The following is a 20,708-nucleotide window of genomic DNA, read 5'->3' on the forward strand; positions in this document are numbered from 1 at the left end:
AGAGTATGGAGCGGTGCGCGCAGATATTCCAGATGAAAAATCAGGCGTTAGCCCAATAGCCTGATGTCTTGTCAATCACGCCACAACGCCGGTGTGATCAATGCAATGATTGCCAGCGTCTCGAGCCGACCGATGACCATCGCGGCGCAGAGCGTCAATTTGGCCCAAGGGGACAGGTCGATCAGCCGGATCGGGACATCTGTGGCCAGCTCGATCAACGGCCCCGTTGTGCTGAGCGCTGCAACGCTGAGAACCATAGCCTGCTCGAACCCAACCCCAGCAGCGGCCAGCATAAGGTCAAACACCGCCAGCGAAAGTGCAAACATCATCAGGAAGATCCAGGCGATAAAGGCTCCATCGCTCTGGATACGGCGATTGCCGCCGCCTTCACCGCTGATCGAAGACGGAAAGATCAGCCGATCAATCTCGCGCTTGCCATTCAGATAGAGCGCATAGACCCGCAGCAGCTTGACCCCTCCGGCCGTGGTCGCCACACCACCGCCAATCAGAGCTAGCCCCAGCAGGATCAGGCCGGGTGTACCAAGACCTGACAATTGTTGTGCATCATTCCAGTTTGCGCTTTCGAACCCGGCAGTGGTGAGGAAGGCCAGAACGGTAAACAACATACCCCAGATCACCTGAACCGCCTGACCGAAAGTCATCTGCAATCCCAGCTCGGCGACGCCGGCGGCAACACGGAAAAACAGCAGACAAGCCACCGCCAAGACAATCGCCAGACCGATGCGAAACTCGGGGTCTTTGTCCAGCCGGCCATACCCGGTGGTTGCGGTGTCGGCTGAAAAGGTCAGCCGCGACAAAGCAAACAGAAGGAACAGGAACAGGATCATCTCTCCGGTTATGCCTGCTGTCGACCCTTCCAAACCGCCGACCGGCGATATGCCCGAGGTCGCCATGACCGACATCGCATGGCACACAGCGGTCAGGCCTTGTTCGCCGGCGATCAAAAGCAGAATGCAGATCACCGCAGTCAGCCCTGCATAAACCGGCGCAAGGGTACGCGTGACCCGCAACAAACGACCACGCGGATCAACCTTTTCGCTCTGCGCCACACCCGAGACCGGGCGACCAGGCTGCCCCCGCGCCGTCACCTCAAAGCCCCCTAAAGACAGTGGCGCCAGAATCGCCGCCGCTGCGATCCACATCAGCAGACCACCCATCCACCCCACAAGGGCCCGCCAAAGGTGCAAAGGTGCCGTCAGCCGTTCGGGATCGGGAAACAGATCGGCGCCGGTGGTTGTCACAGCGCTGATCATATCGAAATAGGCGTTCAGATAGCTGGTATTGCCCAAAGCTTCGAACAAAGGCAGCGCCAGAAACAGGGGCAGAACCGTGAACGAGGCCAGCAAAACAGCCAATTGCCCCAATGTCCCGTGTTTTGGCACTCGGTTCAGAACCGCCAGGGCGATCAGCGATACGGCAAAAAGCCCAATCAGACTGGAATAGAAAAACGCACGCGAGGTCTCGTGATCGTCCAGCACAAGCGCATAGATCGCAGGGATCCACATCGACAGCGACGCCGCCCCCCAGATCAAAAGCAGCAGCGGCAGGCGCCGCAATACTCCGATCTGTTGTGCGCGCGCCCTTGCCATCAGAAAAAGTCGATCGAGACCTGCATAAGCCGCTCAACCTCGGGCACATCCTTGGCCATGGCAAAAATGGCCACCACGTCCTTCTCCTCGATCCGCAGACTGCCGGTTGGGCGCAATACCTCGTCACCTTTGCGCACAGCGCCCACCAAAACACCTTCGGGGAAATCGATATCGCGCAATTTCTGACCGGCCATGGGCGAGGTCGACATGACCTCGGCCTCGATGACTTCGGCCTCGGCATCGCCAATGGAATAGACCTGCCGTACACGGCCGTGGCGGATATGGCGCAGGATCGAACTGACGGTGGTGGCGCGCGGATTGATATAGGCATCAATTCCCAGCGGCCCCATCAAGGCCACCATGCTTGGGTCATTGATCAGAGCGATGGCCAAGGCACTGCCCGCTTCTTTCGCGCGCACGGCGGCCAGCATGTTGGTGCGGTCGTCGTCGGTAACGGCCAGCATCGCGTCTGCGCGCTCAATGCCTGCCTCGCTCAGCAATGCGGCATCCAACCCGTCGCCATGCAGCACGATGGTCCGCTCCAGCGCTTCAGCCGCCGCTTCTGCACATTGACGATCCCGTTCGATGATCTTGGCCCGCACCCGGCTTTCGCGCTCTTCCAGCGTGCGCGCGACCTCCAGCCCCACGTTACCGCCGCCGACGATAACCACGCGGTCCTGTTGTTTCTGCGTCTTCCCGAACACCTCCATCGTGCGGTCGACATCCTTGACGCTGGTGAACACATAGCATTCATCACCCACAAACAGCTGATCTTCGGATTCCGGGGCAAACAAGGACCCCTCGCGCCGCACCCCGACCACAATCGAACTGAGAGTCGAGAACAGGTCGGTCAGTTGTCGCAGGGGTGTGTTGACGATGGGGCAGTCTTCATCGACGCGAATACCAAGCAATTGCGCCTTACCGTCCATGAAAAGTTCGGTGTCAAAGGCCGCAGGTGCAGACAGGCGGCGCATGGCCGCTGCGGCCACTTCGCGTTCGGGGCTGATGACAACATCAATCGGCAGGTGATCGCGACGGAACAAGTCTGAATGGATCGCCTGCAAATAGGATTTCGAGCGCAGGCGCGCAATCTTCCGCTGGATCGAAAAGATCGAATGCGCCATCTGGCAGGTGACCATGTTGACCTCATCCGAATGGGTCGCGGCAATGATCATATCGGCGTCGCGCGCGCCTGCCCGCTCCAGCACATCAGGATAGCTGGCAAAGCCAGCAATCCCCTGCACATCCAGCGTTTCGGTGGCTCGGCGCACAAGGTCGGGATTGTTGTCGACAACTGTCACATCATTAAGTTCACCCGACAAATGCCGTGCAATCTGCCAGCCTACCTGTCCGGCGCCGCAAATGATGACCTTCATGTATCTGGCCCTTCTGCCTGAAAGCTTTGAATGACAGATGCCCCCAAAGCGGTCAATTGAATTGTCATATCCCGCAGGCTGAGGCAAGATAAGCATATGAAAACACAGCTGGCCTTGTTGATCCCGATCCTGACGCTCATGTCCTGCGGACCGATGTCGCTCTATTATCGCGAAGGTGAAAGCGTATCGCGGCTTCAGGCCGAAACGACGGCGTGTCAGGTTGCGGCACTCAAGGACGCGCCAGTAGCCAACCAGATCAGGCAGACTCCACCGACCTATTGGCCGGGCCGGACCTATTGCGACGGCAATGGTCGCTGTCATCGCACCGCGGGCTGGTGGGAGCCGGGACGCATCTATACCGTCGATGTCAACAAAGGCCTGCGCAACACGGTCGAGGCGCAGTGCATGGCCGAAAAAGGCTTTCGTCCGGTCAGTTTACCACCCTGCAAGTCCGGGGTAAAATCAAGCGTGCCTCCAGGCCGAACAACAACCCTGCCACCGCTCAGCCCGCAATCGTGTTTTGTCAAATTCGATGACGGGTCGCTTCAGATCATCACACCGGGTCAGTCAGGCTGATTGCGCGGCGACGCGCCATAAAACCATGCGCGGTAATGGCCAGACCATAAGACAGGATGATCGCCCGCACCATCGCAGACTCTCCGCCCACGCCCAGAACCGCCAGCAGGATCGGAGTGCCCAGCAGGTTGCCCGCATTGCCCATCTGCGCCAGAGCCCCATAGCTGGCCGCCTGATCTGCAGCAACTGAGTTCAATTCAGGCACGGCAGCAAAACTGCCCCCCTGCACCAGGCCCAGCACAGCGAACAAGGCGACGCAGATCACCGCCAGCGGCGCACCCATAAGGGATGCAACCAGAACAGCGATGGCCAGCGAGAACCCCAGCATCGTCACCGCCACGCATGAGATTACCGAGGACAAGGCCGGAACCAGCGCAAAGGAAAAGGCGATGCCAGCCAAAGGCATCAGCCCCGCAACGATTGCGGCCTGCCCCTCGGGCAGACGCGAGGGCAAGATGGCCAGTAATGACACGAAGGTCAGCGTGTAAAAGAACCATCCCGCCGCAGGAGCCGATATGAAGGGCGAGCGATAGATGTTCAGATGAACCCGGGCAATCGCGGTCACGCCAAAGCCGGAGCCCTCATACGGCCCAAGATCAACCTTAATCCGGCACGCAAGGATCAATACAGCCGCCAAGAGCATCAAAACCGCGTGGGTCATGAAATAAACGGGAAGTCCGAATTGTGAGACAAAGGGCAAGCCAATCCAGGCGTTCAGGGCAAAGGCCACACCGAAAAACGCGCTCCACAAGACCATTGCGACGTTGCGCGCCCGTCCGGTGGTGATCTGAGCGATCAAGGTTGGCGCGGCGACCACGATGGCGAGATGCGAAACGCCCTCGACCACACGGCTGGCCATCATCGCAGCAAAGCCCGGCAGGCTGGCCTGAAACGCAGAAATCGCACCGCCCAGAACCAGACCAAAGATCAGCAGACGCGTTGGCCCGACCCGGCCTGCGATGGCGCCGGATAGCGCACCCAAGACCGCTCCGACCAAACTGATGATCGACAACAACCACCCGGTGTGATCGGGATAAAGCACCGCTACGTCGGAAAAAGGGACGGCGATCTTTGCGAATTGGGTTGCCGCCCCCAATCCTGCCATCCAGAGCAAAAGAACTTTGAAAATCTGTACCATGGCCCGGTTCTAGCCGGGTCTGGCACGGGCTGAAACGCATAAATTATGCGTGGCCGGGGCTCACCAATCGAACCGGCGTTCCATCTGACAGATACAAACGTTCCCACAGGATCCGACCCGCGCTGATGCGGATGCGGTCATGCACGGCCTCGGATGTCTGGAATGCTTTGGGTTTGGGCATCTGAAGGTCCCACCAGCCTTCCTCTTCCAGCTCGGCTTCGGCCTTTTGGATCTCTTCTGTGGCAAATTGCCAAAGTGGTACGCCCAGCAAGGCGCTTTGACTGGTCTTCCAATCGCGCGCGCGCCCTGTCGAATACGCCAGACACCTGTGGCTGGCCTCTTCAACCAGATGCAGACATTGCGACGAATGCATCACCAGACGCTTCAACGCGGCATCCTCCATCTGCGTGCCGCCGCAGGCGCGAAAGACGGCGCGCTGCACCGAGGCCGAAGGGGTCAGGTCGCCGCTTTCCCAACGCGAAATCGTTGTTTGGTTGACCCCCATCGCCTGCGCCAATGCCGATTGTTTCAGCCCGACCGACCGCCGCACCCGCTTCAGGCGTTTGCCAAAGGCGGGATAGCCCGGCAGATCACTCTGCCGGTTCAGGTTCATCGATCTGGGCCACTCGTGCGCCGGATTTGTTCGAGGTCACAACACCCAGCGATTTCAGTTTGCGATGCAGCGCGCTGCGCTCCATGCCGACAAAGCTTGCGGTGCGGCTGATATTGCCCCCAAAGCGGTTGATTTGGGTCAACAAATACTCGCGCTCGAACGCTTCGCGGGCTTCGCGCAGCGGCAAGGTCGCCAGAGCGCCCGACAGAACGACGCGACCGGATTCGTCGGATTTTTCTTCTTCGCTGGGCAGCTCGCGCGCTTCGATCGGATCTGTGCCATCACCCAAGATCAGCACCCGTTCGATCAAGTTCTTGAGCTGTCGCACATTGCCCGGCCAAGTCATTGTCTGCAACAAGGCGACGGCCTCATCCGACAATTCCCGCACTGGCAGGCCCTGAGTCTCGTTGCACATTTCGATGAAATGCTGCGCCAGAACCGGGATATCCTCGCGCCGTTCTTCCAGCGAAGGTACGGCAATCGGCACAACGTTCAGACGGTGATAAAGTTCCTCGCGGAACCGCTCGGCTGCGATTTCGGCCTCAAGATCGCGGTTGGTTGATGAGATCACCCGCAGATCGACGCGCACCTTGTCGCTGCCACCTACCCGCTGGAACTGCTGATCCACCAGCACCCGCAGGATCTTGGACTGCGTGCCCAAAGGCATATCGGCCACCTCATCGAAATAGATGACACCGCCATGCGCCTCCTCCAACAGGCCCGATTCAACACCGCGTTCGGCCGACTCGCGCCCAAACAGAACCTCTTCGACGCGTTCAGGCTCGATCCCGGCGCAGTTGACGGTCACAAACGGCGCATTGGCGCGATTGGAATGGGCGTGGATATACCGCGCAGCAATCTCTTTGCCGGACCCGGCTGGCCCGCTCAGCATCACACGACCGTTCGATTTGGTCACCTTGTCCAGATGTCCCAGCATACCCCGGAAGGCCGCTGACTTACCGATCATGTCCGAACTGCTGACCTCTTTGCGCTTGAGCGAGGCATTCTCGCGACGCAGGCGCGAGGTTTCCATGGCGCGGCGGATCACCACCATCAACTGATCGATGTTGAAGGGCTTTTCGATAAAGTCATAAGCCCCCTGTTTGATCGCAGCGACCGCGATCTCGATATTGCCGTGACCCGAAATGATGACCACCGGCACATCCGGATTGTCCCGTTTCACCGCCTTCAGAATGTCGATCCCGTCCATCCGGCTGTCTTTCAGCCAGATATCAAGGATCAACAGCCCCGGAGGCTCGGCATTGATGGCCGCCATGCAGTCATCGGAATTCCCTGCGAGCCGCGTCGAAAAGCCTTCGTCCTCAAGAATATCGGACACCAGCTCGCGGATGTCGCGTTCGTCGTCTACGATCAGAATATCGCTCATCTTTGGCCTGCTTTCATTATGTTGGTTTTAATCGCCTGTTTTGATGGCGCAGAGATTGGGGCATCGTTGACCCCCGGCAGTCGGATCACAGCCATTGCGCCAAAATGGTCCTGTCCGTCAAAGACGGGCGCATCTTCCAAGCTCAGCGCTCCGCCATGTTCTTCGATGATTTTCTTGACGATCGGTAACCCAAGGCCCGTGCCCTCGTCCCGCGTCGTCACATAGGGTTCAAACAGCCGCGCCCGATCTTCGGGCAGGCCAATGCCGTTGTCAGCAATGGTGATCTGGGTGCCCGCGTCGTCACTGGACACGACCACCTTGATCTGCGGCGCCAGATTTTCGGGCGCACCTTTTTGTTTCAGGGTTTCAATCGCTTCGCCCGCGTTCTTGATCAGGTTCGTCAGCGCCTGGCTTAGCATGGTGGCATCAATATCGCCCATGATCGGCTGATCCGGCAGATCGGCTGTGATCTCCACTTCGGGCTGACCGGCCTGCTGCAGCAACACGGCCTCACGCACCAGATTCACCACATCCGCCTCATGGCGATCCGGCTCGGGCATCCGGGCGAATTTCGAGAACTCATCGACAATGCGCCGCAAATCATTGGTCTGCCGCACGATCACATCGGTCATCGACACCATCGTATCGCAGTCATCTTCTTCCAGTTTGGGAGAGAACTTGCGTTTGATCCGCTCCGCGCTCAGCTGAATGGGCGTCAGAGGGTTCTTGATCTCGTGCGCAATGCGGCGGGCAACATCGCCCCAGGCCGCCATACGCTGGGCGCTGACCAGATCGGTGACGTCGTCAAAGGCCACCACATAGCCCTCCAAGCCACCATCCTCACCACGCCGGGTCGCCATCCGCACCAGCAGGTTTTCCAACCTTCCTTTACGGGTGACCTTGATCTCTTCCTGTACGGCCTCCTGCCCGCTTTCCTTGAGACTTTCGAACAGAGGCATGAATTCGGGCACAGCGATACCAATCGCCAGATGTTCTTCGCCCCGCGACCAGTCCAGCAAGCGTTGGGCCGACCGGTTCACGAAGGTGACATACCCGTCCGAATCCACCCCCACAACGCCTGATGTGACCGAACTGAGCACGGAATCGAACAATCTGCGGCGGCGTTCGATCTGACGGGTGTTTTCCAGCAGCGTGTCACGCTGTCCTTTGAGCTGGCGGGTCATCTGGTTGAAATACCGCCCCAGCATCGCGATCTCGTCGTCGCTTTTCTCTTCGATCACCTGCACGCTCAGATCCCCGGCCCCGACGCGCTGCGCCGCAGTCGTCAACCGCCCGACCGGGCGCGACAGGCGTTCGGCAAACCACATGCCCAAAGACATGGCCGCCAGGATCAAAATAACCGCAAATCCCAGATAGAGCAGGCCGAATTGAAACAGAACCCGCCCACGGTCGCTTTCAAGCTGGCTGTAGAACTGGGCCGTTTCCTTGGTTTCATCCAACAGCGTGAGCAACTCGCCATCGACTTCGCGACTGACATAAAGATAGCGATCCGTGTAGGCCCTGAGCGGCACGAGGGCCCGAAACTCGCTATTGGCCCAGTCGGCAATGATCGCAACGCGCGCATCCTGCGCTTCGATCATCTGTTCGGGGGTCGGCTGTTCATAGTCGAACAGGTAGGATCTGTCGCCGCGTGCGCGGATCTCCCCGCTGCCGTCGATCACATAAGCCTCGCGCAGGCCACGTTGGATCTGGCCTTGCCCTTGCGCCAATACCTCGCGCAGTTCGGCATCCGAGATATAGAAATCCAGCGACCGAGCGTTGTCGAGAAACCGCGCCAGGACCACCGCATCCTGAGTCAGGCCCTGCCGGTGTTCTTGTTCATAGGCTTCGGCGGCGCTGAGCGAGGATCCAACCACCCCGCGCACCCGATCCGAAAACCAGCCTTCAAGCCCGATATTCACCGTTAGCCCGGCAAAAATCGCCACGGTCACCGTGGGGACCAGCGCCAGCAGCGTAAACGCGCCGATCAAGCGCAAATGCAGACGCGAGCCGGCGGATTTCGCACGGCGTGCCGCAATCAGACTGCCAAGCTGGCCCAGCACCAGAGCGGCCACAACCAGCACGTAAACCAGATCGGCAAGAAGAATCAGACGCAGGGTCGGCGCCGCAGCACCCAGATCAAAGGGACCAATAACCAGATAGGTTGCAAACGCCAAAACCGGGCCCAGCATAACCAGGCCCAAGGTGCTGAAATTGCGCAGTTTCCGGGACTTTCGCCACCGGTTAATCGCTGGAATAGGCCCGCTCTGTGCCCGCGTTGCCACCGTCTGCCCTCATCCTGATGTGCCGCTTGCGCGGCTTACCGCCATATCTCGTGGTCTTTCCCAGCTTTGAACCTGGACGCCACAGTTTGTGTGGCGATATTACATCAGTTTGCGACGGCGTGTCACCTGAATATCGAGGTCAGTTATCTTTTTCCGCAGCGTATTCCTGTTGATTCCCAATAAATCGGCACATTTCGCCTGATTTCCGCCGGTTGCGTCCAGGGCAATATCGATCAAAGGCGCCTCGACCTCGCGCAGAATGCGCTGATACAGGCCCGGCGGTGGCAAGATATTGCCGTGTAGGTCGAAATATCGGCGCAAATGACGCGCGACCGAAGTCGACAGTTTTTCGCGCTCGCCATCCCCCAGAACCGGTTCGGCCTCGGGCTGGCTGCCCAGAACCAGTTCGACCTCGGCCTTGGAAATCTCTTTCGCCCGGCTGGTCAGGCTCAGCCTGCGGATCGCATTTTCCAACTGCCGCACATTGCCGGGCCAGGAATAGCGGCGCACCAGCTCTACCGCTTCGGGGCTTAGCCAGCGTTTGATACCTGTCTCGCGCTCTTCCCGCGTCAGGAAATGTTCAGCCAGCAAAGTGATGTCATCCACCCGCTCACGTAGCGCTGGCACGTGAATGGTTGCTCCGCACAGGCGATAATACAGATCCTGCCGCAGACGCCCGGTCTCCATCGCTTCGGTCAGATCACCCTGACTGGTGGCCATGAACCGTGGCACATGATCGCCCGGGGTATCCATCATGCGCACGATGCGCGCCTGAATCTCGTCTTCGATATCGGTAATCTCGTCGATCAGCAGCGTGCCCCCACGCACGCGTGCCATCACCCGTGCCGGGCCTTCCAGATCACTCAGGTCAGCCGCCGTGGCCGTTACAAAAGGCAGGGTTCTCCGATCCGAAAAATCGTGAATAGCACGTGCAATCAGAGACTTACCTGACCCACTTTCACCAGAAATCATCACCGGCAAATCGGTGTTCATCACCCGCGCGACAAGCCGATAAAGTGCCTGCATCAGCGGTGTGCGTCCAACCAGAGGCAACTCATCGGGACGGTCTTCTGCTGCCTCCTGTGCGTCGGGAATGTTGCGTTGCTTCTGCTCAAGCGCGCGCGCGGTGCGCTTCATCAGGTCCGGCAGATCAAAGGGTTTCGGCAAATAGTCATAGGCATCCGCTTCAGCGGCCTGAATCGCCGTCATGATCGTGTTCTGCGCCGAGATGACAATCACCGGTAAACCGGGCCGGTCCTGCGCAATCTTGGGCAGCATCTCAAGCCCGTTGCCATCAGGCATGACCACATCCGAGATCACGACGTCCCCCTTGCCTTCGGCCACCCAGCGCATCAGCGTTGTCAGCGACGAGGTCGCGTGCACCTTGCACCCGGCGCGGGTCAGAGCCTGTGTCAGAACCGTACGAATGGTTCGGTCGTCGTCGGCAACCAGAATAGTGCCATCCATCAGCTGCTCTCCTTTTTGCTTTCTTTGGGCGCCCGCCGCAGGGACAGGCGAAATACGGTGCGTCCGGGGACCGAGTCAGCCGATATCCAGCCGTCATGGTCCGAGACGATTTTGCTAACCAGCGCCAGACCAAGCCCGGTGCCGTTTTCCTTGCCCGACACGAACGGGTCAAAAATATCGCTGCGAATTTTCTCGGGCAGGCCAGGGCCATCATCGATAATCTCGATCTGTAAGGGCAGCGAATGGCCCGACCCGTCACTGCGGCGCAGGCGGAACGAGTGTTCGAAATAGGTGCGCAGGCGAATGGTTCCGCCCTTGGGGTCAGCAGCTTCCGAGGCGTTCTTGAGAAGGTTCAGAACCACTTGCAGGAACTGATCCGGGTCACCATAGGCCAGAGGCAAGGAGGGATCATAATCCTCGATAATGGTCATGTGGGCACCAAAACCCAGCAAAGCCGACCGACGCGCACGGTCCAGCACGTCGTGAATATTGACTGGCTTGAAATCAGGCACGGACAGGTTCCCGAACTGCTCGACCTGCTCCAACAGCTTAACGATCCTGCGGGTTTCAGCCACGATAAGATCAGTAAGTTCAAGATCTTCCGCCGGTATATTCATGCTCAGCAGTTGCGCCGCGCCGGTGATCCCGGCCAGCGGGTTCTTGATTTCATGCGCCAGCATCTCGGCCATGCCAATGGCCGATTGCGCGGCCGATTTCACCGTATTGCCTCGTGTCATGCGCCCGGCCAGCTCGCGTGGCGAGATGGTCATGATCATCGAGCCCTCATGCCCGACCAGCGGCGCGATCTGAAGCGCGCATTGTAGCGGTGCCCGGTTGCCGGACCCGACATCAACATCATTGACAAAGAGCGGCGTGCTTTGAGCGCGGGCTCGCAGGAACGCCTCTTCCAAGGGCGCGTCAACGGCGATCATGTCCCAGACGGGCGTGCCGATTACGGCCTTGCGCGATGCGTTCAAGAAACCTTCGCCCGAAGAATTCACGTCAGCAATCCGGTCTTCGGGGTCAATGATAAAGGCCGGAACGGGCAGCGAGGCCCATATGCTTTTGTCCGAGTTCATGCCGCCACCTGCTCAACCGGAGTTAAAGCATCTGCAAGCAGGCGCATGACTTCTTCGGGATCTCGCGACGTCAGAACCGCACGACGCAGCTGCGGTGGTGTTCCGGCCTCATCCATGTACCATCCCAGATGTTTGCGGGCGACGCGCAGGCCCAGATCGCGGCCATAGAAGCTCAACATCGCCTGATAATGCGCACGCACCATGTCAATCAGATCGTCACCTTCGGGAACCTCGGGTGCGGTCTGTCCAAAAAGATCGTGGCACACCTGCGCCAACAGCCAGGGCTTGCCCTGCGCACCGCGCCCGATCATCACGCCATCTGCACCGGATTGGTCTAACGCGCCGCGCGCGGCGGCGCTGTCCACGATATCACCATTGGCAATGACAGGGATCGAAACGGCCTCAGACACTTCCCGAATAGCCCGCCAGTCGGCATGGCCCTTGTAAAACTGACAGCGCGTGCGCCCATGGATCGTGACCATCTGAACCCCGGCATCCTGCGCCCGGCGCGCGACCACGGGCGCGTTCAGCAATGCGTCATCCCAACCCAGCCGGGTTTTCAACGTCACAGGCACGTCCACGGCGGCAACCACAGCCTCAATCAGCGTCAGCGCGTGATCTGGGGTCTTCAACAAGGCTGAACCTGAATAGCCATTGGTCACCTTCTTGGCGGGGCAGCCCATATTGATATCGATTACCCGCGCGCCGCGATCGGCCACTTGTCGCGCAGCTTCGGCCATCCAATGCGCCTCGCGCCCGGCCAGTTGCACAGCGGTGTTTTCCACATCCGCCGACAGTTCGGCCCGCTCCCGGACACCGGGCTTGGCCTGCACCATCTCTTGACTGGCGACCATTTCGCTCACCACCAACCCGGCGCCAAAGCGCATCACCAGGTCGCGGAACGGGCGATCGGTGATTCCGGCCATGGGGGCCAGCAAAACAGGTGGTGACACGTCTTTGTCAGCGAGGCGAAGTGTCAATGTGCTTAATCCTTAGGCAATTACCGCTTTGATACCGGGTCTTGAGGGGGTGAACAATGAATCGCAAGGCAATAAGCCTGCAAAATCATCACCTGCCTAATTTTTAATCACTCGATCAGAGGTGATTGCCACTGCATTCACCGCCCCCTAAACAAACCCCAAGACAGGAGCCAATTTGACCATGACCACAGCCGCCATCATCGTCGCCGCAGGACGCGGAATACGCGCCGGTGGCGGTGTTCCAAAGCAGTGGCGCAGCCTGGCCGGGCGACGCGTCGCGGACTGGACGCTGGACCGGTTACGCGGGGCGGTTGATCACGTTGTTTTGGTCCTGTCAGAAGACGACCGGGCGCCCTGGGACGAGTTCCGCAAAAGCGACCTGATCCTGGCGCCTGGGGGCGCGGATCGCGCGGGCTCGGTCCGCAATGGATTGCAGGCTTTGACAGGTCTGGGTGTGGAAAAGGTGCTGATCCACGATGTAGCGCGCCCATGCGTGTCTGCGCGCATCATAAAGGACGTGATCGAGGCCCTGAACACCCACCAAGCCGCAGCGCCGGGCCTAGCAGTAACTGACGCGTTGTGGGTGGGATCAGAGGACACCGTCAAAGGGGTGCAGGATCGCAGCAGCCTGTTTGCCGCGCAGACCCCGCAAGGGTTTCACTATGACGCCATTGTCGCCGCCCATGCGGCACATTCCGGCGGGGCCGCAGATGATGTCGAAGTCGCCCGCGCCGCAGGGCTGGATGTGCATATCGTGCCGGGCGATGCGGATAATCTGAAAATCACCCGACCCGAGGATTTTGCCCGGGCGGAACGGATATTGGGAACGGAAATGGATGTAAGGCTGGGCAACGGATATGACGTGCACCGCTTTGGCGACGGAGATCACGTGATCCTGTGTGGTATCAAAATACCCCACAGTCGCGGATTGCAGGGGCATTCGGATGCGGATGTCGGGATGCACGCGGTCACCGATGCGATCTATGGCGCATTGGCGCAGGGCGATATCGGCCAGCATTTTCCGCCCTCTGACCCGCAATGGAAAGGCGCGGCCAGCGAGATCTTTCTGCGCCACGCCGTCGCGCTGGCCAGTGACATGGGCTATGCCATCTCGAACGTCGATTGCACCTTGGTGTGTGAGTTTCCAAAAATCGGTCCCCATGCCCTGACCATGCGGGAAGAAATGTCCAAAATCATGGGCTTGCGGGCAGATCAGGTCTCGGTCAAGGCCACCACGTCCGAGCGTTTGGGCTTTACCGGTCGCAGCGAAGGCATCGCCGCCTTGGCCACCGCCTGTCTGGTGAAATCATGACCCTTGCGCGCCTGATTGGCACCGTGGGCGGTGTTGGCTATCTGCGCCCTGCCCCGGGCACCTGGGGCTCGGTTGCGGCGCTGCCTTTGGCCTGGCTGTTGCATGTGATCGGCGGCTTCCCCTTGCTTGTGCTGGCAACACTTGCGGTTTTCGCTGCCGGGCTTTGGGCCACGGGTGTAATGACGGCAGGGCAAGACGATCACGACCCATCCGAGATTGTCGTCGACGAGGTTGCAGGACAGTTCATCGCAATCTGGGCAATCTCCTACCCCAGCTGGGCGCACGGGATCGAGATCACGGCGCTCTGGCCCGGTTGGCTGGCCGGATTTCTGCTGTTCCGCCTGTTCGACATCACCAAACCCGGCCCCGTTGGCTGGGCCGACCGCAGGGGCGACCCGATGGGCGTGATGCTGGATGATGTCATCGCCGGCTGCTTTGCCGCGATTGGCGTCATGGCTTTGGCCGGCATCGCACATGGGGTATTGGGCCTGTGAACGTATCCGAGCTTCTTGATCTGGCCAAAGCGCGCGGTGTCATGATCGCAACCGCCGAAAGCTGCACCGGCGGCATGGTGGCGGCGGCGCTGACGGATATTCCCGGAAGCTCAGCGGTCGTGGATCGTGGCTTTGTGACCTACACCAACGATGCAAAGGAACAGATGTTGGGTATACGGGCGCAGACTTTGAACACTTACGGCGCTGTTTCAGAGCAGGTTGCGCATGAAATGGCTGAAGGCGCCCTGCAGCACTCAAACGCGCTATTGGCGGTGTCGATCACCGGAATCGCGGGCCCCGGCGGCTCTGACTACAAGCCCGAGGGCCGCGTTTGCTTTGGTCTGGCCTTCAAAGGCCATGTCACACAGACGGAAACGGTGGAGTTTGGCGCGCTCGGACGCGACAAAGTACGCCAATCCGCGCGCGATCACGCTTTGACGCTGCTGCGCGACGCGCTTTTGCCAACCGACGATACCTGAGCTTGCGCGAACAATCAGGCTCGACTCTGACCCGAAGGTCAGGCTATCAGCCCGCAACATTCCCTTAGCCCAGAGGTTTGCGCCATGATCCCGAGTTCTTTCCCCGATAGCACCGAAATCGCCCGCCTGACTGCGCGGATGCTGCTGGAGATCAAGGCCGTTCATTTCAATGCGCGCGAGCGGTTCACGCTGTCTTCTGGTCTGCCCAGCCCGACCTATATCGATTGCCGCAAGCTGATCTCATACCCGCGCATCCGTTCGACTCTGATGGATTTCCTGACGGTCACCGTGATGCGGGATGCGGGGTTTGAGGCGTTTGACAACATCGCAGGGGGCGAGACGGCGGGCATCCCCTTTGCCGCCATGGTGGCCGAGCGTATGGCGCTGCCGATGACCTATGTGCGCAAGAAACCCAAAGGCTACGGCCGCAATGCCCGTATCGAAGGCACGATGGGCGAAGGCGATCGGGTGCTGCTGGTCGAGGACCTGACCACCGATGGTGGATCAAAGTTGTCTTTTGTCGACGCGATCCGCGAAACAGGGGCCACCTGCGGTCACACGGTGGTGATTTTCTATTATGGTATTTTCCCCGAGACCGAAAAAACTCTGGGCGATCACGGAATAACCCTGCATTCGCTGTGCACCTGGTGGGATGTTCTGGCCGAGGCCAAAGCGCAAAAGGCCTTTGACGCAGAGACCCTTAGCGGGGTCGAGGCATTTCTGAACGACCCACGTGGCTGGCAAGAGGCTAATAAATCCAGTTAAATCTGTTGTGGATGGATTGGGGATAAGCCCACAAGAATCGGAGCTTCGCCTACGATATCTGGTGACTTTCGCGTCAATTCCTACATAATAAGCCAAGCGCATTCAGATATCCAAACTGTCCGGAAAGTTATCCCAAGGCTTTACCCCAACTTAGCCACAGGTATTTCCAGATAGCTTGTGGTGGTGTTTCGCGTGTAGAACCGGCGCACGGGCAGCGGGGACAAGATGAACGAGATAAGCAGTATCGAGCAGGCAGCGGCACAAATTCAGAACGCCGAAACAATGCCGCATTCGATCGAGGCCGAGCAGCAGCTTTTGGGCGCGATCCTGACCAACAACGATCTTTATGATCGTGTGGCATCGATCATCGGGGCCGAGCATTTCTATGACCCGGTCCATGCCCGCATCTATGAGGTGGCAGCCAATCGCATCGCCAAGAATGCGCTGGCTTCCCCCGTAACGCTGAAGTCTTTCATGGCCGAAGACGAAGGCCTGAAAGAACTCGGTGGCCCTGCCTATCTGGTGAAGCTGGCCGGGGCCTCGATCAGCGCCTTTGCGGTGCATGATTATGCCCAGATGATCTATGATCTGGCCATCCGGCGCGAGCTGATCCGGTTGGGTCGCGACATCTCGGACAAGGCGGCGCGGGTCGATGTCAGCAGCGAACCAAAAGAACAAATCGTCGAGGCCGAGCAACAGCTCTATCAGCTTTCCGAGCAGGGCCAGACCGAACAAGGATTTCAATCCTTCCTCAAGGCGGTCACAGAAGCCGTCAACGTCACCAACGAGGCCTACCAGCGTGGTGGCGGCATGGCGGGGATTTCCACCGGTCTGGCCGATCTCGATAAACAACTGGGCGGGCTGCACCCGTCCGATCTGATCATTCTGGCGGGGCGGCCCTCGATGGGTAAAACCTCGCTGGCGACCAACGTCGCATTTAATGTGGCCAAGGCCTATAAGCGCGGTTTGAAGCCGGACGGATCCGAGGGCGCGATTGATGGCGGCGTCGTCGGGTTCTTTTCACTTGAAATGAGCGCCGAGCAGCTTGCGGGCCGGGTTCTGGCCGAAGCCTCGGAAATTTCCAGCCACAAGATCCGTCAAGGCGATATGACCGAGGCCGAGTTCCGCCGTTTCGTGGACGCGGCCAAGGAATTGGAAGCCTGCCCCCTCTTCATCGATGACACCCCCGCCCTCCCGATCTCTCAGCTTGCCGCGCGTGCGCGGCGGCTGAAGAGAACCCACGGGCTTGATCTGCTGGTCATCGACTATCTGCAACTGTGCCGCGGCATGTCCGACAACCGCGTGAATGAGATTGCCGAAATCTCGATGGGGATGAAAGCCATCGCCAAAGAGTTGAATATCCCGGTGATCGCTTTGTCTCAGCTCAGCCGTCAGGTCGAAAACCGCGACGACAAACGCCCGCAATTGTCAGACCTGCGGGAATCGGGCTCGATCGAGCAGGATGCCGACGTGGTGATGTTCGTGTTCCGCGAAGAATACTACAAGGAACGGGAAAAGCCGGGCGATCACGAGTTGGAAAAGATGGAAGAGTGGAAGCAGGCCATGGAGCGTCTGCACGGCAAGGCCGAGGTTATCGTCGGCAAGCAACGCCATGGCCCCATCGGCACGGTCGAGCTGTCGTTCGAAGCGCAATTCACGCGGTTCGGCAATCTGGTCAAGCCTTGGCAGCAAAGCGGTGAGATCGAGGGGTACTGACCCTTTTGTCGTTGCGGGAAAACGGTTCGACCTGGCGGTGGTGCTCAACTCACCAAAGGTTGGGATTGTTCAATGCCGCGACGCACCGGGATTGGCCCTGCAAAGGGGCCAACGCCTCCTCTTTCAGCGATTGCCCCAACCACCCATGCGGATAGCTGAGCGGTAAAGGCGGTTGCGCAACCTCTGACGTAATGGGCAGAAAGCCGGATTTGCCATAATACGCCGGGTCGCCATAGGTCAGAACCACATCGACTTTCTGTAACCGCATTTGATCCAAACCGAATCCGATCAGCCTTTGCCCGATGCCTTCCTTTTGCCGCTCGCTGTGAACGGCCACTGGGGACAAGATGAATACCATGCGTGTATCTTCGGCAAACCGGATCCGCGACCAGCAGAGGCAGCCGACCAGCGCATTCTCGTCACGAGCGGTGCACACCAGCACATCCTCAGCTGGGGTTGTCGCCAGCAGATCAGCTACGAATTCGCCGATCAACGCGCCTTCGCCGGGCCCCTCTGACGCCGAAAAAACCGACGCGAAAAACGCGACGATCTCGGCCTGGTGATCTTTGTGGCCGGTAGAAAATTCCATTTGTTCTTCCGTTTCCGATTACGATGCCAGATTGCATTCAACTTAGCGCTGAAAAGCGCGAAACGATACACTCTGGTATAAGAGATCTAACGGTCATTTGAGCACAATCACAAGAACCTCGACCCTGATCTGCGCATGGGGCGTTTGTAAAAATGTGTTGATATGGCTGGAACTTGCCGGTTCCCTGGGCTTTCTGATGCCGAAAACAATCTTTCCCTCTTGACCTTGGTCGATGCAATGTCATGAACGTTGCCATGAGTACAGCACGCCTTTCCATCAACCTTCTTGCGCTGGCCAGTAACTGGCGCGCGCTCAGCTCTTTGTCGTCCGCCGAAACCGGCGCCGTGGTCAAAGCCGACGCCTATGGGCTGGGTGCCGAACCCGTCGCATTGGCCCTGGCCGAAGAAGGAGTGCGCAGCTTTTTTGTTGCTGCCGCCGAAGAAGGCGTTCCAATCCGCAAAGTCCTGGGCCCCGAGCCGCGCATCTTTGTCTTTTCTGGGCATATGGACGGCGATACCGACCTTCTGCGCGACCATGATCTGATCCCGCTGCTGAACGCGCCACAACAGGTGCAACGCCATTTCGACGCCCTGCCCGACCATCCCTTTGGCATTCAGCTGGACACCGGCATGAACCGTCTGGGGCTGGAGCCGTCGGACTGGTCGGCATTGCGCAGCGCCGTGCTGGCGCGCAACCCGGCCTTGGTCATGTCGCATCTGGCCTGCGCGGACGAACCAGACCACCCGATGAACCGACAACAGTTGCAAAGCTTCAAGGACATGACCGGTGGGATCTCGGCCCCGCGCTCTTTGGCGGCGACCGGTGGTATCCTCCTGGGGCCGGAATATCATTTCGACCTCTGCCGCCCGGGCGTTGGCCTTTATGGTGGCCTGCCCTTTACCGCGGCCAAGCCGGTGGTCACCATCGACCTGCCGGTCATTCAGGTGCGTCACGTCGATGTGGGCGAGACTGTGGGCTATGGCAATGCCTGGACCGCACGCCGCCCGTCGCGTATCGCGACAGTTGCGGCGGGGTATGCGGACGGTTTGCATCGCGCCATCGGTGGCGGCATCGACGCCTTTGTGGGCGATCAGCCCTGCCCGGTCGTCGGGCGCATTTCCATGGATCTGATCACGATCGACGTCACGGACCTGCCCCAGGACCCCGAACGCCTGCGTATCCTGAACGGGCACCAAACCGTTGACGATCTGGCCGAAGCCGCAGGCACCATCGGGTATGAAATCCTCACCTCGCTCGGCAGCCGCTATTCGCGGGGCTATGTCGAATGAACCCATTGTCACCGCTTGGCGGGCTTGGTCGAGCCATTCTGAACCTGTTTGCGGTCTTTGGCCGCGTGGCGCTGTTCGCGCTGGATGCGGTGTCGCATATCGTGCGCCCGCCTTTTTATCCACGTGAATTTGCCCTGGCGCTGCTGAATATCGGCTGGTTGTCCCTGCCCGTGGTGGGCCTGACTGCGATTTTCACCGGCGGAGCGCTGGCCTTGCAGATCTATGCTGGTGGCGCGCGCTTCAATGCCGAGGCTGTGGTGCCGCAGATCGTGGCCATCGGCATGGTGCGAGAGCTTGGACCGGTTCTGGTCGGCCTTATGATAGCGGCACGTGTGACGTCATCCATCGCTGCCGAAATCGCCACGATGAAAGTGACCGAGCAGATTGACGCTCTGGTCACGCTCTCCACGCATCCGATGAAATACCTCACCGCCCCGCGCGTGCTGGCGGCGTTGATCACCGTCCCTGCCCTGGTCGGGGTTGGAGACATCATCGGCATTGCGGGCGGTTATACGGTTGCCACGCAAAATCTGGGCTTCAACCCCGCCGCGTATCTGAAAAACACGGTCGACTTTCTGGAAACCCGAGACATCGTCTCATCTCTGGTCAAAGGTGCCGCCTTCGGCGTAATCGCGGCGATCATGGGCTGCTATTACGGTATGAACTCGGGCCGCGGCGCGCAGGGTGTGGGCCGGGCGACCAAAGGCTCGGTCGAGGCCGCAGCGGTTTTGATCCTGGCTGCCAACTTCGTTCTCACGGGGGTATTCTTCTCGCTATGATCCGGATGGAGAACGTTCACAAAGCCTTTGGCGAAAACCATGTGCTGCAAGGCATGAACCTTGAGATCCCCAAGGGCACGTCGATGGTTATTATCGGCGGATCGGGCACGGGAAAATCTGTGGCGCTGAAATGTATTCTGGGCCTGATCAAACCCGACAGCGGGATGATCTATGTGGATGGCAAGGATGCCACCAAAGGCGACCGTGATGCGTTTCTGGCTCGGTTCGGAATGCTGTTTCAAGGTGCGGCCCTCTTCGACTCGCTGCCCATTTGGCAAAACGTGGCCTTCCGCCTGCTGCGCGGGCCGTTGAAGCGTCCGGCGGATTACGCCCGTGAAATTGCCATCGACAAACTGCGCCGTGTGGGTCTGAAGGCCAACGTGGCCGACCGCTTTCCCGCCGAGCTGTCGGGCGGCATGCAAAAACGCGTGGGCCTGGCCCGCGCCATCGCCGCCGAGCCCGAGATCATCTTTTTCGACGAACCCACCACCGGCCTCGACCCGATCATGTCGGGCGTCATCAACGACCTGATCCGCGAGATCGTGACCGAGATGGGCGCCACCGCCATGACCATCACCCATGACATGAGCTCGGTCCGCGCGATTGCCGACAACGTAGCGATGCTGCACAGCGGTGTGATACAATGGACCGGCCCTGTCGGGCAGATGGACGCCTCTGGCGATCCCTATGTGGAACAGTTTATCAGCGGGAGTGCGGAAGGGCCAATTGAGGCGGTGCGGTGATGGCCTAGCATCCACTGAATTCTCAGTTGAG

Annotated in this window: 19 protein-coding genes; 9 read left to right on the forward strand and 10 right to left on the reverse strand. The window is 59.5% G+C overall.

Annotated elements, in window-relative coordinates; genetic code table 11:
- Nucleotides 1-71 precede the first annotated feature (71 nt).
- Both GOX45_RS07165 and trkA read right to left on the reverse strand, forming a co-directional pair.
- Nucleotides 72-1,610, reverse strand: a complete 1,539-nt coding sequence (locus GOX45_RS07165) for a potassium transporter TrkG (RefSeq protein WP_171099429.1) — start codon at nucleotides 1,608-1,610, stop codon at nucleotides 72-74.
- Nucleotides 1,610-2,986: a Trk system potassium transporter TrkA gene (gene trkA, locus GOX45_RS07170; RefSeq protein ID WP_171099430.1), complete on the reverse strand. Its 1,377-nt coding sequence runs from the start codon at nucleotides 2,984-2,986 to the stop codon at nucleotides 1,610-1,612. Before trkA ends, GOX45_RS07165 begins: the two co-directional genes overlap by 1 nt.
- 96 nt (nucleotides 2,987-3,082) lie before the next feature.
- Between trkA and GOX45_RS07175 the strand changes: the two genes are divergently transcribed.
- Entirely contained in the window at nucleotides 3,083-3,562 is a 480-nt protein-coding gene (locus GOX45_RS07175) for a hypothetical protein (RefSeq protein ID WP_171099431.1), read from the forward strand.
- Here GOX45_RS07175 and GOX45_RS07180 read toward each other — a convergent pair.
- The 7 genes from GOX45_RS07180 to dusB form a co-directional block, all read right to left on the reverse strand.
- Nucleotides 3,540-4,700: an MFS transporter gene (locus GOX45_RS07180; protein WP_171099432.1), complete on the reverse strand. Its 1,161-nt coding sequence runs from the start codon at nucleotides 4,698-4,700 to the stop codon at nucleotides 3,540-3,542. The genes GOX45_RS07175 and GOX45_RS07180 overlap by 23 nt on opposite strands.
- Before the next feature lie 43 nt (nucleotides 4,701-4,743).
- The gene (locus GOX45_RS07185; RefSeq protein ID WP_171099433.1) at nucleotides 4,744-5,313 is read right to left on the reverse strand and encodes a helix-turn-helix domain-containing protein; all 570 of its coding nucleotides are present in this window, start codon (nucleotides 5,311-5,313) and stop codon (nucleotides 4,744-4,746) included.
- A complete protein-coding gene (locus GOX45_RS07190) occupies nucleotides 5,291-6,700 on the reverse strand; it encodes a sigma-54 dependent transcriptional regulator (protein ID WP_171099434.1) in 1,410 nt (469 codons plus the stop codon). The genes GOX45_RS07185 and GOX45_RS07190 overlap by 23 nt, the downstream gene beginning before the upstream one ends.
- The gene (locus GOX45_RS07195; protein ID WP_254445953.1) at nucleotides 6,697-8,892 is read right to left on the reverse strand and encodes a PAS domain-containing sensor histidine kinase; all 2,196 of its coding nucleotides are present in this window, start codon (nucleotides 8,890-8,892) and stop codon (nucleotides 6,697-6,699) included. The genes GOX45_RS07190 and GOX45_RS07195 overlap by 4 nt, the downstream gene beginning before the upstream one ends.
- A 192-nt stretch (nucleotides 8,893-9,084) precedes the next feature.
- Nucleotides 9,085-10,452 carry a response regulator gene (locus tag GOX45_RS07200; protein ID WP_171099436.1) on the reverse strand — a complete coding sequence of 456 codons (1,368 nt, stop codon included), beginning with the start codon at nucleotides 10,450-10,452 and terminating at the stop codon, nucleotides 9,085-9,087.
- The gene (locus GOX45_RS07205) at nucleotides 10,452-11,531 is read right to left on the reverse strand and encodes a nitrogen regulation protein NR(II) (RefSeq protein ID WP_171099438.1); all 1,080 of its coding nucleotides are present in this window, start codon (nucleotides 11,529-11,531) and stop codon (nucleotides 10,452-10,454) included. The genes GOX45_RS07200 and GOX45_RS07205 overlap by 1 nt, the downstream gene beginning before the upstream one ends.
- A complete protein-coding gene (dusB, locus tag GOX45_RS07210) occupies nucleotides 11,528-12,511 on the reverse strand; it encodes a tRNA dihydrouridine synthase DusB (RefSeq protein WP_171099439.1) in 984 nt (327 codons plus the stop codon). The genes GOX45_RS07205 and dusB overlap by 4 nt, the downstream gene beginning before the upstream one ends.
- Nucleotides 12,512-12,692: 181 nt before the next feature.
- Here dusB and GOX45_RS07215 point away from each other — a divergent pair, with 181 nt between their 5' ends.
- From GOX45_RS07215 to GOX45_RS07235, 5 genes are all read left to right on the forward strand, one after another.
- Entirely contained in the window at nucleotides 12,693-13,823 is a 1,131-nt protein-coding gene (locus GOX45_RS07215) for a bifunctional 2-C-methyl-D-erythritol 4-phosphate cytidylyltransferase/2-C-methyl-D-erythritol 2,4-cyclodiphosphate synthase (protein WP_171099441.1), read from the forward strand.
- Nucleotides 13,820-14,317 (forward strand): phosphatidylglycerophosphatase A, encoded by a 498-nt coding sequence (locus GOX45_RS07220; RefSeq protein WP_171099442.1) that lies wholly within the window; start codon nucleotides 13,820-13,822, stop codon nucleotides 14,315-14,317. The genes GOX45_RS07215 and GOX45_RS07220 overlap by 4 nt, the downstream gene beginning before the upstream one ends.
- A complete protein-coding gene (locus tag GOX45_RS07225) occupies nucleotides 14,314-14,796 on the forward strand; it encodes a CinA family protein (protein WP_171099444.1) in 483 nt (160 codons plus the stop codon). The genes GOX45_RS07220 and GOX45_RS07225 overlap by 4 nt, the downstream gene beginning before the upstream one ends.
- Before the next feature lie 84 nt (nucleotides 14,797-14,880).
- A complete protein-coding gene (locus tag GOX45_RS07230; protein WP_171099446.1) occupies nucleotides 14,881-15,561 on the forward strand; it encodes an orotate phosphoribosyltransferase in 681 nt (226 codons plus the stop codon).
- A gap of 225 nt (nucleotides 15,562-15,786) precedes the next feature.
- Nucleotides 15,787-17,277: a replicative DNA helicase gene (locus GOX45_RS07235; protein WP_171099448.1), complete on the forward strand. Its 1,491-nt coding sequence runs from the start codon at nucleotides 15,787-15,789 to the stop codon at nucleotides 17,275-17,277.
- 49 nt (nucleotides 17,278-17,326) lie between these two features.
- On the opposite strand, the gene GOX45_RS07240 is transcribed toward GOX45_RS07235, so the two are convergent.
- Nucleotides 17,327-17,866 carry a GNAT family N-acetyltransferase gene (locus tag GOX45_RS07240; RefSeq protein ID WP_171099450.1) on the reverse strand — a complete coding sequence of 180 codons (540 nt, stop codon included), beginning with the start codon at nucleotides 17,864-17,866 and terminating at the stop codon, nucleotides 17,327-17,329.
- Between the two features lie 254 nt (nucleotides 17,867-18,120).
- On the opposite strand from GOX45_RS07240, the gene alr reads away from it, so the two are divergent.
- From alr to GOX45_RS07255, 3 genes are read left to right on the forward strand one after another with little or no spacing between them, the layout of a single operon-like run.
- Nucleotides 18,121-19,155 (forward strand): alanine racemase, encoded by a 1,035-nt coding sequence (gene alr / locus GOX45_RS07245; RefSeq protein WP_171099452.1) that lies wholly within the window; start codon nucleotides 18,121-18,123, stop codon nucleotides 19,153-19,155.
- Nucleotides 19,152-19,934, forward strand: coding sequence for an ABC transporter permease (locus GOX45_RS07250; protein ID WP_171099453.1), 783 nt, complete (start codon nucleotides 19,152-19,154; stop codon nucleotides 19,932-19,934). The genes alr and GOX45_RS07250 overlap by 4 nt, the downstream gene beginning before the upstream one ends.
- Nucleotides 19,931-20,677 (forward strand): ABC transporter ATP-binding protein, encoded by a 747-nt coding sequence (locus GOX45_RS07255; RefSeq protein WP_171099454.1) that lies wholly within the window; start codon nucleotides 19,931-19,933, stop codon nucleotides 20,675-20,677. The genes GOX45_RS07250 and GOX45_RS07255 overlap by 4 nt, the downstream gene beginning before the upstream one ends.
- Nucleotides 20,678-20,708 lie beyond the last annotated feature (31 nt).

It is taken from the genome of Ruegeria sp. HKCCD7255 (assembly GCF_013031565.1).
GTDB lineage: Bacteria > Pseudomonadota > Alphaproteobacteria > Rhodobacterales > Rhodobacteraceae > Ruegeria.